Origin of the sequence: Erwinia sp. Leaf53 (genome assembly GCF_001422605.1) — a bacterium.
GTDB lineage: Bacteria > Pseudomonadota > Gammaproteobacteria > Enterobacterales > Enterobacteriaceae > Erwinia.
The window spans coordinates 56,704-69,021 of the sequence record NZ_LMLK01000002.1; the positions used below are offsets into that span (position 1 = coordinate 56,704).

The 12,318-nt window shown below is 58.4% G+C and carries 15 protein-coding genes; 1 reads left to right on the forward strand and 14 read right to left on the reverse strand.

Features of this window, described 5'->3' with window-relative positions; genetic code table 11:
- Positions 1-13: 13 nt before the first annotated feature.
- Positions 14-589: an aminodeoxychorismate synthase component II gene (locus ASF13_RS03115; RefSeq protein ID WP_056232514.1), complete on the reverse strand. Its 576-nt coding sequence runs from the start codon at positions 587-589 to the stop codon at positions 14-16.
- Between the two features lie 136 nt (positions 590-725).
- Positions 726-1,298: a peptidylprolyl isomerase A gene (gene ppiA, locus ASF13_RS03120; RefSeq protein ID WP_056232516.1), complete on the reverse strand. Its 573-nt coding sequence runs from the start codon at positions 1,296-1,298 to the stop codon at positions 726-728.
- Positions 1,299-1,573: 275 nt separating this feature from the next.
- Here ppiA and tsgA point away from each other — a divergent pair, with 275 nt between their 5' ends.
- Entirely contained in the window at positions 1,574-2,758 is a 1,185-nt protein-coding gene (gene tsgA / locus ASF13_RS03125) for an MFS transporter TsgA (protein ID WP_056232518.1), read from the forward strand.
- A 33-nt stretch (positions 2,759-2,791) separates the two neighbouring features.
- Here tsgA and ASF13_RS03130 read toward each other — a convergent pair whose 3' ends face one another.
- From ASF13_RS03130 to ASF13_RS24615, 12 genes are all read right to left on the reverse strand, one after another.
- Positions 2,792-3,169, reverse strand: coding sequence for a transcriptional regulator (locus tag ASF13_RS03130; protein WP_056232520.1), 378 nt, complete (start codon positions 3,167-3,169; stop codon positions 2,792-2,794).
- Entirely contained in the window at positions 3,169-3,357 is a 189-nt protein-coding gene (locus ASF13_RS24860; RefSeq protein ID WP_235514939.1) for a hypothetical protein, read from the reverse strand. The genes ASF13_RS03130 and ASF13_RS24860 overlap by 1 nt, the downstream gene beginning before the upstream one ends.
- Complete coding sequence (locus ASF13_RS24865; protein WP_235514940.1) at positions 3,350-3,535, reverse strand: hypothetical protein; 186 nt, start codon at positions 3,533-3,535, stop codon at positions 3,350-3,352. Before ASF13_RS24865 ends, ASF13_RS24860 begins: the two co-directional genes overlap by 8 nt.
- Positions 3,536-3,737: 202 nt before the next feature.
- Positions 3,738-4,742, reverse strand: coding sequence for a tryptophan--tRNA ligase (gene trpS, locus ASF13_RS03140; RefSeq protein WP_056232522.1), 1,005 nt, complete (start codon positions 4,740-4,742; stop codon positions 3,738-3,740).
- 5 nt (positions 4,743-4,747) lie between these two features.
- Positions 4,748-5,437 (reverse strand): phosphoglycolate phosphatase, encoded by a 690-nt coding sequence (locus ASF13_RS03145; RefSeq protein WP_056232523.1) that lies wholly within the window; start codon positions 5,435-5,437, stop codon positions 4,748-4,750.
- Positions 5,421-6,107 carry a ribulose-phosphate 3-epimerase gene (gene rpe / locus ASF13_RS03150; protein ID WP_056232525.1) on the reverse strand — a complete coding sequence of 229 codons (687 nt, stop codon included), beginning with the start codon at positions 6,105-6,107 and terminating at the stop codon, positions 5,421-5,423. The genes ASF13_RS03145 and rpe overlap by 17 nt, the downstream gene beginning before the upstream one ends.
- A 19-nt stretch (positions 6,108-6,126) precedes the next feature.
- Positions 6,127-6,954, reverse strand: a complete 828-nt coding sequence (gene dam / locus ASF13_RS03155; RefSeq protein ID WP_056232527.1) for an adenine-specific DNA-methyltransferase — start codon at positions 6,952-6,954, stop codon at positions 6,127-6,129.
- Positions 6,955-7,081: 127 nt separating this feature from the next.
- Positions 7,082-8,152, reverse strand: a complete 1,071-nt coding sequence (gene damX / locus ASF13_RS03160) for a cell division protein DamX (protein ID WP_056232530.1) — start codon at positions 8,150-8,152, stop codon at positions 7,082-7,084.
- A 92-nt stretch (positions 8,153-8,244) separates the two neighbouring features.
- Positions 8,245-9,333: a 3-dehydroquinate synthase gene (gene aroB / locus ASF13_RS03165; protein WP_056232532.1), complete on the reverse strand. Its 1,089-nt coding sequence runs from the start codon at positions 9,331-9,333 to the stop codon at positions 8,245-8,247.
- Between the two features lie 51 nt (positions 9,334-9,384).
- The gene (gene aroK, locus ASF13_RS03170) at positions 9,385-9,906 is read right to left on the reverse strand and encodes a shikimate kinase AroK (RefSeq protein WP_056232534.1); all 522 of its coding nucleotides are present in this window, start codon (positions 9,904-9,906) and stop codon (positions 9,385-9,387) included.
- Positions 9,907-10,297: 391 nt separating this feature from the next.
- Complete coding sequence (gene hofQ / locus ASF13_RS03175) at positions 10,298-11,533, reverse strand: DNA uptake porin HofQ (RefSeq protein ID WP_199177652.1); 1,236 nt, start codon at positions 11,531-11,533, stop codon at positions 10,298-10,300.
- Between the two features lie 268 nt (positions 11,534-11,801).
- Positions 11,802-12,149 (reverse strand): HofP DNA utilization family protein, encoded by a 348-nt coding sequence (locus ASF13_RS24615; RefSeq protein WP_056232536.1) that lies wholly within the window; start codon positions 12,147-12,149, stop codon positions 11,802-11,804.
- Between the last annotated feature and the right edge of the window lie 169 nt (positions 12,150-12,318).

Here is a 12,318-nt window from a genome sequence, read left to right on the forward strand (position 1 = left end):
AGGCAACCGTTAATCAGGTTCTGAGAAAATTTTCCAGCAGCTGATGGCCCTGCTCGCTGAGAATGCTTTCCGGGTGAAACTGCACCCCCTGCAGCGGCAGCGTGCGGTGGCGAAAACCCATGATCTCATCGGGCTGACCGTCGCGCAGCGTCCAGGCCGTCAGTTCAAACTCAGCGGGCAGCGTACCGTTTTCCACGATCAGCGAATGGTAACGGGTAACGTTAAGCGGATGATTCAGCCCGGCAAACACGCCGCCGTCATTATGCTCGATGGCCGACGTCTTGCCGTGCATCACCTGGCGCGCGCGCACCACCCGTGCGCCAAACGCCTGGGCAATCGCCTGATGCCCGAGGCAGACGCCGAGGATCGGCAGCCGGCCGGCAAAGTGGCGGATCGCCTCCAGCGAAATACCGGCTTCGTTCGGGGTACAGGGGCCGGGGGAGATCACCAGCTGACGCGGTGCCAGCTGGCTGATTTCATCCAGAGTGATCGCATCGTTGCGGCGCACGCAGACCTCCGCGCCCAGCTCGCAGAAATACTGGTAAAGGTTCCAGGTAAAGGAGTCGTAGTTATCAATAAGCAGCAGCATGAAAAATCCTGATCGACGGGTTGCCGCTTATTCTACGGATTTTAGGCCGGGCTGCAGATCTGTTTCCACCGAGGCGGGCAGAACAGTGCGGCCGGTGCAGCAGGCGTGGCCTGCCACACGGGCCGCGCGGGGTGCGTTACGGCAGGACTTTGGCGGAGAGGATCACCACCGGCGTCACCGGTACATTCTGGTACGGGCCGACGTTCTGAGTCGGAACCTGCGCAATCTTGTCAGCAACGTCCATCCCTTTCACCACCTTGCCGAACACCGCATAACCAAAATCGCGCTGGCCGTGGTCAAGGAAGGCGTTATCCGCCACGTTAATGAAGAACTGGCTGGTGGCGCTGTCCTTCTCTGCGGTGCGCGCCATGGAAATGGTGCCGCGCTTGTTCAGCAGGCCGTTATCCGCTTCATTCTTGATCGGCGCGTTGGTCGACTTCTGCTGCAGATCCGTGGTAAAGCCACCGCCCTGCAGCATAAAGCCCGGGATCACGCGGTGGAAAGTGGTGTTGTTATAAAAACCACTGTTCACATAATCGACAAAGTTTTTTGCTGAAATCGGGGCTTTCTGGTTGTTCAGCTCCAGCTCAATGTTGCCGGCTGAGGTGGTCAGCAGCACGTGCGCATCCCCTTTTGCGGCCAGCGCAGAAGCAGAGAGGGTAGAGAGCGCGAGAACGGCCGCCATGGCGGTCAAAGTACGTTTCAACATGAAAGATTCCTTACGGGGGGCGATAAGCCATAAAAGCACAGCTGATTGTAAAGAGGCACCCGGTGCCGCGCCAGTGTTTTACCTTTATTTACTCAGCCGGGCCGCCGGCGCAAACGTTATCGTATTGCACGAAACGGTGATCCTGATCACATTATGAATGAAATATGAAAATTAATGTTTCAGTAAAGATTTATGCAGATCACGAATATCGTTAAACTTCCCCGGCAACTCCCCGGGCGCCCTGCCCGTTGACTTCCTTCTAACAGGTTTCCACTATGACTAATCGCGATCGAATTGGGCTTACCTGGATCAGCTTTTTCTCCTACGCGTTGACGGGTGCTGTGGTCATCGTCACCGGCATGGTACTGGAGAATATTGCTGCCTGGTTCCATCTGCCGGTAGCGCAGATGAGCAACACCTTTACTTTCCTGAACGCCGGTATCCTGCTTGCCGTGTTCCTGAACGCCTGGCTGATGGAGATCGTGCCGCTGAAGCGCCAGCTGATGTTTGGCTTCGTGCTGATGATCCTGGCGATCGCCGGCCTGATGACCACCCACAGCCTCAGCGTGTTCTCTCTGTGCATGTTTGTGCTCGGCGTCGTCAGCGGTATCACCATGTCGATCGGTACCTTCCTGATCACCCACATGTACCAGGGCCGTCAGCGCGGGTCCCGCCTGCTGTTTACCGACTCGTTCTTCAGCATGGCCGGTACCATCTTCCCGATTATCGCCGCCGCCCTGCTGGCGCGTGCGCTGCCGTGGTACTGGGTATATGCCTGCATAGGCGTGATCTACGTGGCGATCTTTATTCTCGCGCTGTGCTTCGAATTCCCGGTACTGGGTAAAAAGAGCCACAGCGGACAACCGGTGGAAAAAGAGAAGTGGGGCATCGGCGTTGGCTTCCTGTCGATTGCGGCGCTGTGCTACATCCTTGGCCAGCTCGGCTTTATCGGCTGGGTGCCGCAGTATGCCACCAAAGAGATGGGCATGGATATCACCCAGGCCGGTACGCTGGTGGGCAACTTCTGGACCGCCTATATGGTCGGCATGTGGGCGTTCAGCGCCATTCTGCGCTTCTTCGATCCGCAGCGCATCCTCACCGTACTGGCGCTGGTGGCCACCGGGCTGATGTACTGGTTTATCTCCAGCAGCGATGCCTCGATGCTGAAGTGGATTATGATCTGCCTGGGCTTCTTCTCAAGCGCCATCTACACCACCATCATCACCCTCGGCTCGCTGCAGACTAAGGTCTCCTCACCGAAGCTGGTGAACTTTATCCTGACCTGCGGCACCGTCGGCACTATGCTGACTTTCGTGGTCACCGGCCCGATCGTCGAGAAAGGCGGCGCACACGCGGCGCTGGCGACCGCCAACGGGCTGTATGCCGTGGTGTTCATCATGTGTCTGCTGCTCGGCTTCGTCAGCAAGCACAAGCAGCACGGGCATATGGGTTCCCACTAAAACAAAAAAGGCCGGAAGCGATTCCGGCCTTTTTTATGCGGCGCTGTTATCGCTCATCCAGACGCTGTCGATGCGGATTTCAAAATCGGTATACAGCGCACGCGGTTTTATCGAATTTCCCCGCTTTTCCAGATGTACAAAACCATAGCCGCTCAGCGTTTTCAGCGTGACGGATAAATTGCTCACCTGCCTGCCAGACAGCCGGGCCAGCGCGCTGATCGTTTGCGGCTGCTGCTCTGCCATCAGCCGTAACAGCGCGATATTTTCATTGCTGAGGATCTGCCCGATGGCGTTCACCGAAGCAAACCAGACTTTCGGTTCATCCGGCAGCGGCTGATATTTGCCTGAGGCAATCGCCAGCATCCGCTTTCTCAGAATCTGTTCAGGGATCACACCGATTAATGCTTTCATTATTTACCTCTATCCTCACTGACAACGCGATCTACTGCGGCAAAAAAATCATCTAAAAGCTGAGCGGCAGAGTGAAAGAAATAGGGATAACCCGGATCGATTGAGTTTCGGTGCAGATGGCCATACACCACCAGACGCGCAGGGAACCCCCCTTTTTTGGGAGGATCGATCGCATGTGCATTATCCATCCCAAAAGCGATGGTTGTAGCGGTTATGCAGAGTCAGGTTGTAGCGGATACCATGCGGTCTGAACCGTGATTTCTCAACGCCATAGGCCTCGATTTTCCACCAGTAGCCGTTATCCAGCGTGAACTGGTAGCCATGCATATCAAGCAACGTTCGTAAGCCATAATCTTCCTGATCCATTCTGTCACCCCATATCCTTATGGGCGGATCATAACATCAGAATAAGGACATTCAATCTCCCGCGCCAGAAACAGCACAAAGAGGCTTTGCATACATAGCCAAAGGGCCGTAAGTCCGGATTATGGGTACAAGGGACGTTCAGAGGAGGTGGAGGTAGAAGTGGAAGGAAGTAGCGGGCCGCCTGACGGCCCGCGGGTAAGGATTACGGCTGGGCGACGAAGCCAATCGCTTCGTATACCTTCTTCAGCGTCTCCTGCGCGCGGGCGCGGGCTTTGGCCGCTCCGTCACGCATCACCTGCTCAAGGAAGGCTTCATCGTTGCGGTAACGATGGTAGCGCTCCTGCAGCTCGCTGAGCATCGCGGAAACGGCGTCCGCTACCGCGCCCTTCAGGTGGCCGTACATCTGGCCTTCAAACTGTTTTTCCAGCTCGGCTACCGGAGTGCCGGTCACGCCGGAGAGGATATCCAGCAGGTTAGAGACGCCCGGCTTCTCTTTCACGTCGTAACGCACCACCGGCGGCTCGTCGCCGTCGGTCATCGCACGTTTGATCTTCTTGACCACCGACTTCGGATCTTCCAGCAGGCCGATAACGTTGTTGCGGTTGTCGTCGGACTTGGACATCTTTTTGGTCGGCTCCAGCAGCGACATTACGCGCGCGCCGGACTTAGGAATAAACGGCTCAGGCACCTTGAAGATCTCACCGTACAGCGCGTTGAAGCGTGAAGCGATATCGCGGCTCAGCTCAAGGTGCTGCTTCTGGTCGTCACCCACCGGCACCTGGTTGGTCTGGTACAGCAGGATATCGGCCGCCATCAGCACCGGGTAGTCAAACAGCCCGGCGTTGATGTTCTCTTCGTAGCGCGCGGACTTATCCTTAAACTGGGTCATGCGGCTCAGCTCACCAAAATAGGTGTAGCAGTTCAGCACCCAGCCGAGCTGCGCGTGCTCCGGCACGTGGGACTGAACGAAGATGGTGCTTTTCGCCGGGTCGATACCGCAGGCCAGGTAGAGCGCCAGCGTATCCAGTGAGGCTTTACGCAGGGCCACCGGATCCTGACGGACGGTAATAGCATGCATATCCACGATGCAGTAAACGCAGTGATAGTCGTCCTGCATCTGAACCCACTGACGCAGCGCACCCATATAGTTGCCGATGGTCAGTTCACCTGAAGGCTGTGCGCCGCTGAATACGATGGGTTTGCTCATGATAGTCATCCTGATAATGGCAGCCCGAGTGCGGGCAATAAATCGTTAAAGTGATCGAGCGTGAGGTCCGGCTGGCTGGTGGCGATCGGCTCACCGTGGTTGTAGCCGTAGGTCATACCGATGCAGGGACATCCCGCCGCCTGCGCCGCCAGAATATCATTGCGTGAGTCGCCGACAAACAGCAATTCCGCGGGCAGCAGGCCAAACTGACCCAGCACCATAAACAGCGGCGCCGGGTGCGGCTTTTTCACCGGCACATCATCACCGCCGATAATCAGCGAGAAGTAGCTGTCGATGCCGAGGGACGCCAGCAGCGGCGCGACAAACGGCGTGGGTTTGTTGGTGACCAGCGCCATCGGCAGGTTGTGTGCCGCCAGCACGGCCAGCGTCTCACGCACCTGCGGATAGAGCAGGCTGCCGCTGTTTATGCTCTGTGCGTAGTGCTGGTCCAGCAGCAGGCGCGCCTCGCGCAGGTATTCAGGCTGCGGTGCATGGCCCTGCGCCCAGGTCAGCGCACGTTCAATCAGCACGTCGGCGCCGTTACCAATCCAGGTGGCCACCCGTTCGAGGCCGGCCACCGGCAAATCCAGCTCGGTTAAAGCCGCGTCCACCGCGGCCGCCAGGCCCGGCGCGCTGTCGGTCAGCGTACCGTCAAGATCAAACGCCAGCGCGCGAGGTTTAGTGAAACGCGCCATGATGAGATTTCTCCAGTTCGGTACGCATTTCGTCGATCACTTTCTTGTAGTCAGGATGACCAAAAATGGCCGAACCGGCGACAAACATATCGGCACCCGCCGCTGCGATCTCAGCAATATTATCGACCTTCACGCCGCCATCCACTTCCAGGCGAATATCAAAGCCGCTCTGGTCGATCAGCTTGCGCACCTGACGCAACTTGTCGAGGGTGCCGGGGATAAACGACTGGCCGCCAAAGCCCGGGTTGACCGACATCAGCAGGATCACATCCAGCTTGTCCATCACATAGTCGAGAATGCTCAGCGGCGTCGCCGGGTTGAGCACCAGGCCCGCTTTACAGCCGTGCTCTTTAATCAGCTGCAGCGTACGGTCAACGTGTTCAGAGGCTTCAGGGTGGAAGGTGATATAGCTGGCGCCGGCTTTAGCGAAGTCCGGCACCAGACGGTCAACGGGTTTGACCATCAGGTGCACGTCGATCGGCGCGGTAATGCCATAATCGCGCAGCGCTTTCAGCACCATTGGCCCCATAGTGAGGTTGGGCACGTAGTGGTTATCCATTACGTCGAAATGCACCACGTCACCGCCAGCGGCAAGCGCCTTCGCCGTGTCTTCACCCAGGCGGGCAAAATCTGCGGCCAGAATCGATGGGGCAATTAAAAACTTTTTCATTCGTTTCTCCCAAATCACTTCATGGTTTTTTACCGACGCCGCTGTACAGCGCCAGAAGCTCACTCACCTTACTACGCGTGGTGCCGCTGCGGCTGATCGAGCGTCGCACCTTAATTTCGTGCAGTTTCGCCTGATGATACCACTCACGCGTCAGCGGCGTGTCATGGTTGGAGATCAGCACCGTAACGCTCTCACTCGCCAGCGTCATCGCCAGCTCGGCCAGATGCTGCTGCTCGCGCAGGCTGAAACTGTTGGTGTGGTAGGCCGTAAAATTGGCGGTGGCGGACAGCGGCGCGTACGGCGGATCGCAGTAGACCACCGTGCCCGGCAGCGCCTTGGTCAGCGTAGCATCGTAGGATTCACAGACAAAGATCGCCTTCTGCGCCCGTTCAGCAAAGCCGTAAAGCTCCTCTTCCGGGAAATAAGGCTTACGATAACGACCGAAAGGCACGTTGAACTCGCCGCTCAGGTTATAACGGCACAGGCCGTTGTAGCAGTGGCGATTCAGGTACAGGAACAGCAACGCACGCCGGTATGAATCACGGCTGAGGTTGAACTCCCGCCGCAGGGCATAGTACACCTCCGAATCATTCACTTCCGGGGTAAACAGTGCACGTGCGTCGCCGACAAACTCGTCGGTGCGGTCTTTAACGATGTTATAGAGGTTAATCAGGTCGCTGTTGATATCAGCCAGAAGATAGCGCGGATACTGCGTATTGAGAAAGACCGACCCGGCACCGACAAACGGCTCGATCAGACAGTCCCCTTCCGGCAGATGGCGACGGATGTCGTCCAGTAGGGGATACTTCCCTCCTGCCCACTTCAAAAAAGCGCGATTTTTTTTCATGCCGTCGTTAATTATTTTTACTCATCAGGCTGTGGTTACACCGACAGCATATCTGCGCTCAGAACTGTCCACGTGCCTGCGGCACGCTCACACACTTCAGTAATCGCCGGGTTGCCCCGGCGGAGAATTATTTTCCGGCTTCTTTTTTCACCTGGCTGACCGGCTTCACCCAGGGGTTCTGCGCCCGGACTTCAGCAGGTAATGTCGCGACAGCGCGTTTGGCATCGGCAGAGGTGGCATAAGAACCACTGACCAGCACGTACCACGGCTGACCGTTACGCGTGGTCTGATAGACATGGTAGCCGTTGAGATTCTGCTTTCTTGCCCAGGCGTTCAGCGTATCTGAACGGGATGCGCTGCTCAGCTGCAGGGTGAAATTCCCGCCAGGCGTTGAACCGCCTGCGGCCACCGGGCTTCTGCTGGCGGTGTTGCTGGCGGCACTGGTGCCGGTGCTGCGGCTGGCGGTGTTGCTGGCGGCACTGGTGCCGGTGCTGCGGCTGGCAGGAGCGCTGCTGGCGGCATGATTAACCGTACTGCGCGCCGTGGACTGGGGTTTGCTTTCAGCGTGAGCCGCTTTGCTGTTGGGCTTATGCGCCGCCGCAGGTTTGCTGCTCTGCTGCGCGCCAACGGACGAACCGGCCAAGGCACGGCTGCCCGCACCTGCGGCTACGGTAGCCGGAGCCACCGGCAGGGTGGAGTCGCCGATGCCGCTCTGGGCTGCCGCATCCACCTGCCCCTGCTGATTGCTCAGGGCGTTATTCAGATCGCCCGGCAGCTCGACCCGCTGCTGATTTTGCGGTGTTGGCAGTGCCTGCGCTTCGGTTGGGCTGGACGCAATCTGCGGCGCGCTCAGCTCCTGTGGCGAGCTGCCCTGGCCGCTGGTCAGCGGGCCTTCAGCCGCTGCCGCAGAGGGGGATGAACCACTCATCGACGAGGAGCCAGAAAGGTCGATATTTTTCTCTGCGCTGCCGCTGGCCGGTGTGTTGCCGCCACTCTGTGCCGTGCTGTTGTCCGGCGACTTCAGCGCCGATCCAATCCCCACCACCAGCAGGATCAGCACCAGGATACCGATCGCCATCATCATATGCTGACGTGATACCGGTACCTTTGGCGCAGCGGAAGGCGTTTTACGGGGCCGCGTAGGTCGGCGATCGCTGGTGTCAGGTTTTAACTCGTCTTCCGGTTTAAACTCGTCCATTTAATCTCCTCCCATAGAGCAGCAAAGCCGTTCAAACCCTGTGAACGGCCGTAACATCTGAAGATGAACCCGCGGCAGAGCGCGGGTGGATATCACGGCTTCAGACAATCCTGAACAGAAGCCAGCACCATATCATGTGGCACATCACTACGCACTTCGGCCTGGCCTACCTTTAACGGCAGGACCAGACGCAGTTTACCGCCGATCACTTTTTTATCACGCATCATCAGTGGTAAATAGTCGGCGGGAGCCATGCTTTCCGGGCCATGTACCGGTAATCCGGCACGCTGCAGCAGCGCAATAACCCTTGCCACGTCTTCGGCAGTGAACTGACCCAGGCGCTGTGCGTTACGCGCGGCCATCACCATACCGGCCGCCACAGCCTCACCGTGCAGCCAGTTGCCGTAACCCATAAAGGTTTCGATCGCATGACCGTAAGTATGGCCCAGATTAAGCAGCGCGCGTTGCCCACGCTCATGCTCATCGGCCGCCACCACTTCCGCTTTCAGTTCGCAGCAGCGGCGGATGCAGTAAGCCATTGCGCCAGCATCCAGCGCCAGCAGATCGTCGATATGCTGTTCCAGCCAGCTGAAAAACTCGCCGTCGAGGATGATGCCGTACTTAATCACTTCCGCCAGGCCAGAGGCCAGCTCGCGCTTCGGCAGCGTTTTCAGGCAGTCGAGATCGATAATAACCGAGGCCGGTTGATAAAACGCCCCGATCATGTTTTTACCCAGCGCATGGTTCACGCCGGTTTTACCGCCAACGGAGGAATCCACCTGTGATAACAGCGTGGTGGGGACCTGAATAAAGCGCACGCCGCGCTGATAGCTGGCGGCAGCAAAACCGGTTAAATCACCGATCACTCCACCACCCAGCGCGACCAGCGTAGTATCACGGCCGTGGGGTTTAGACAGCAGCGCGGTAAACACCTGGTCCATCACGGCCAGCGTCTTATGCTGTTCACCGTCGGGCAGGATCACGCTGTCGACCAGCACGCCGGCACCTTCAAGGCGTGCGCGCACGACGTCCAGATAGAGAGGAGCCAGGGTCTGGTTGGTCACCAGCATAACCTGATCGCCTGCCTTCAGTGGCCAGAATGAAGCCGGGTCGTTAAACAATCCGGCGGCGATAGTAATGGGGTAACTGCGCTCCCCCAGCGTTACTGTAATCCTCTCCATGACGCCATATCACCTTTTGTGCGCTGCCCATGACAGGGCATCAGAGCGTTATCAGCTCTTCTCCAGCATATTGATAATCTGATTAGCGACCACTTTCGCACTCTGATCGTCGGTGCGGATGGTAACGTCAGCAATCTCTTCATACAGCGGGTTGCGTTCGTCAGCTAAGGCTTCCAGCACTTCACGTGGCGGAGAGGCCACCTGCAGCAACGGACGCTTTTTATCGCGCTGAGTACGTGCCAGCTGCTTTTCGATGGTCGTTTCAAGATAGACCACCACGCCACGAGCGGAAAGACGGTTGCGCGTTTCGCGAGACTTGACGGAACCGCCACCTGTCGCCAGCACAATGCCCTGTTTTTCAGTGAGTTCGTTAATGATTTTTTCTTCGCGGTCGCGGAAGCCGTCTTCGCCTTCAACGTCGAAAACCCAGCCCACATCCGCTCCGGTACGTCGCTCAATTTCTTGATCGGAATCGAAAAATTCCATATTGAGTTGCTGAGCTAATTGACGCCCAATAGTGCTTTTGCCGGCACCCATAGGCCCAACCAGAAAGATATTGCGTTTCTCTGCCATTTTTTCGATATAACTAAGACAATTCGTTGATGATACCCCACCCTAAACCAGGCAGGACATGAACTGAAACCTCATGAGCGATAGTGCGAGAGTCAGACTAAAAATTATCTCAACACTGAAGGTGTTTTGGCAACCGATTAAATTTACCTTGCCCATTGCACACAGAACTGTCGCGCGTTTCAGTCCGCTTCATTTATCAGCCGGATGTGGTTGCAGCGGCTACGCCGGTTGCGCACGATAAAAAACGGTTAAAATGCATACGCTAATGGGCCGCTGGCCCGTAATTCAAAATCGCTAAACCTTGTAAGCTAATTCCGCCCTTGCGTCAAACGTAACCGTTACCAATTCCGGAAAAAACATGCTGGTGCTTCAGTTTGGTTCAAAATTCGCATTAATCGCTGCGGATCAGCCTTGGTGTGATGAAGATCACCAATTCTCGCCTTTTCTGCTCACGAACACCGTGCCGGAACAGGGCGCCCAGCAGAGGAATATCCCCGAGCAACGGTACCGCTCTCCGGCCGGCAGCGCTCTCCTGCTGGAAAATACCGCCCAGCGCCAGCGTCTGGCCATCCTTCAGCGTCACCTGGGTGGTGATCTCCTGTTTATCGATGGTCAGCACCTCGCTGTCACCGCTGCGCATCGTGCGCCCGGGCACGTTCTGCGTGATGTGCAGCTTCAGCAAAATACGTCCGTTGGCCTGCACCGCCGGGGTCACCTCCATGCCCAGCACCGCCTCTTTAAACTCCATGGTGGTCGAGCCACTGTTACCGGTCGCCACTTCATACGGGATCTCAGTGCCCTGCTTGATGCTGGCTGTCTGCTGGTGCGAAGTAAACAGGCGCGGGCTGGCGATGATATCCGCCTGATGCTCACGCTCCAGCGCGCTGAGCTCCAGCTCCAGCAGGCGGCCGTTCAGCCGTGCGAGGGTAAAACCGGCCGCCGCCGCGGGCCGCGCCACACCGAGGTCAACGCGCAGCTGGCTGGCACGCAGGGCGTCAGCGACCGGCGGCTCGCCGCCCAGCCCCCAGTTAACGCCAAGCTCACGCAGGCTCTCTTCACTCAGGGTAACAATCTGCGCGGCCAGCTCGATCTGCTGTAGCGGCACGTCAAGCGAGCGCAACCAGCGGCCGGTCTGCTCTAACGCCTGCGCCGTGTCGCGCAGCAGCAGCGTGTTGGTACGGGTATCCAGCGTTACCGACCCGCGTGGCGTCATCAACTGCGCACGTTCACTCTGCAGGCTGGCATTGACCACGCTGGCATCGGCATGCTGCAGCGTCAGGCTCAGCGTCTGCAGCGGCATACGGCGCTCGCGATCTTCCCGTTGCTGCTCGGCCTCACGCTGCTTCTCCTGCTGCCGGCCGGGGGGATAGATCAGCATCACGTTGCCCTGCTGTTCCAGGCTAAGCCGCCCCAGCTTCAGTACCAGTTGCAACGCCTGACGCCAGGGCACCCCCTCCAGGCGCAGGCTGATGCGCCCCTCCACGCCGGGTGCCAGCATCAGGTTAAGCTGCTGGTAGTCGGCCAGCGCCTGCAGCACCTGGCCCACCGGCGCATCATCAAAGTTAAGCGACAGCGGCACGCGCCCGGCCTGCGGCCTGCGTTCATCGGGCAGCGTTCGTTTAGCCAAAGAACTGCGTTCAGCGGGCAGCGTCCGCTCAGCCAAAGAACTGCGTTCAACTGGCAGCGTCCGTTTAGCCAAGGAGCTGCGTTCAGCTGGCAGCGTCCGTTTAGCCAAGGAGCTGCGTTCAGCTGGCAGCGTCCGTTTAGCCAAAGAGCTGCGTTCAGCTGGCAGCGTCCGTTTAGCCAAAGAGCTGCGTTCAGCTGGCAGCGTCCGCTCAGCTACCGGAGGGCGGTCAGCCAGCAGCACAGGCTTAGCCAACGGCGTACGTTCAGGTTCAGCCAGCGCCGGACCGCTGAGCGCCAGCGCCAGCGCCAGCAGCAGCAGTGGGATTGGTAGTCTGTCCACGGTTTCTCTCCTTGAGTGCCAGCCTCAGCGGCGGCGGGCAGCCGTTATCTGCGCCCAGCGTGATGCTGAACCGGGCAATCTCCACCACCTGCCAGCGGGTCCCCGGCAGAGTTTCACCGGCCCGCAGCCGCAGCCGGGTCGCCGGCGGGGCCACCAGCCAGGCATGAAACTCGCCCGGCTGGCCAATCACCCCCTGCAGTTGCCAGCCCAGCCGTTCGGCGGCCTGCAGCTCACAGCGGGCCAGCGCCGGCGGGGCAAAAGGGTCACGCAGAGTCACCCCCTCCCCGGCCAGTAAAGGCCCCGGCAGCAGCAGGGAGAGTATGAAGGTCGCTCCACGCACCTTAAGCAGTGTGCAGCGTGGTATAGCCGCACAATGCCTGTTAAGCAGCCGACAGCGCGATATGGCTGCACAAAGCCCATCAGGCAGCAGACAGCGCGATATGGCT

Coding starts and splice junctions, on each gene's coding strand:
- aroK (WP_056232534.1), bottom strand. CDS start 9,906: ATGGCAGAGAAACGCAATATCTTTCTGGTTGGGCCTATGGGTGCCGGC.
- rpe (WP_056232525.1), bottom strand. CDS start 6,107: ATGAAAAAGTTTTTAATTGCCCCATCGATTCTGGCCGCAGATTTTGCC.
- aroB (WP_056232532.1), bottom strand. CDS start 9,333: ATGGAGAGGATTACAGTAACGCTGGGGGAGCGCAGTTACCCCATTACT.
- damX (WP_056232530.1), bottom strand. CDS start 8,152: ATGGACGAGTTTAAACCGGAAGACGAGTTAAAACCTGACACCAGCGAT.
- ASF13_RS03130 (WP_056232520.1), bottom strand. CDS start 3,169: ATGAAAGCATTAATCGGTGTGATCCCTGAACAGATTCTGAGAAAGCGG.
- tsgA (WP_056232518.1), top strand. CDS start 1,574: ATGACTAATCGCGATCGAATTGGGCTTACCTGGATCAGCTTTTTCTCC.
- ppiA (WP_056232516.1), bottom strand. CDS start 1,298: ATGTTGAAACGTACTTTGACCGCCATGGCGGCCGTTCTCGCGCTCTCT.
- ASF13_RS24860 (WP_235514939.1), bottom strand. CDS start 3,357: ATGGATAATGCACATGCGATCGATCCTCCCAAAAAAGGGGGGTTCCCT.
- ASF13_RS03115 (WP_056232514.1), bottom strand. CDS start 589: ATGCTGCTGCTTATTGATAACTACGACTCCTTTACCTGGAACCTTTAC.
- ASF13_RS03145 (WP_056232523.1), bottom strand. CDS start 5,437: ATGGCGCGTTTCACTAAACCTCGCGCGCTGGCGTTTGATCTTGACGGT.
- ASF13_RS24865 (WP_235514940.1), bottom strand. CDS start 3,535: ATGGATCAGGAAGATTATGGCTTACGAACGTTGCTTGATATGCATGGC.
- trpS (WP_056232522.1), bottom strand. CDS start 4,742: ATGAGCAAACCCATCGTATTCAGCGGCGCACAGCCTTCAGGTGAACTG.
- dam (WP_056232527.1), bottom strand. CDS start 6,954: ATGAAAAAAAATCGCGCTTTTTTGAAGTGGGCAGGAGGGAAGTATCCC.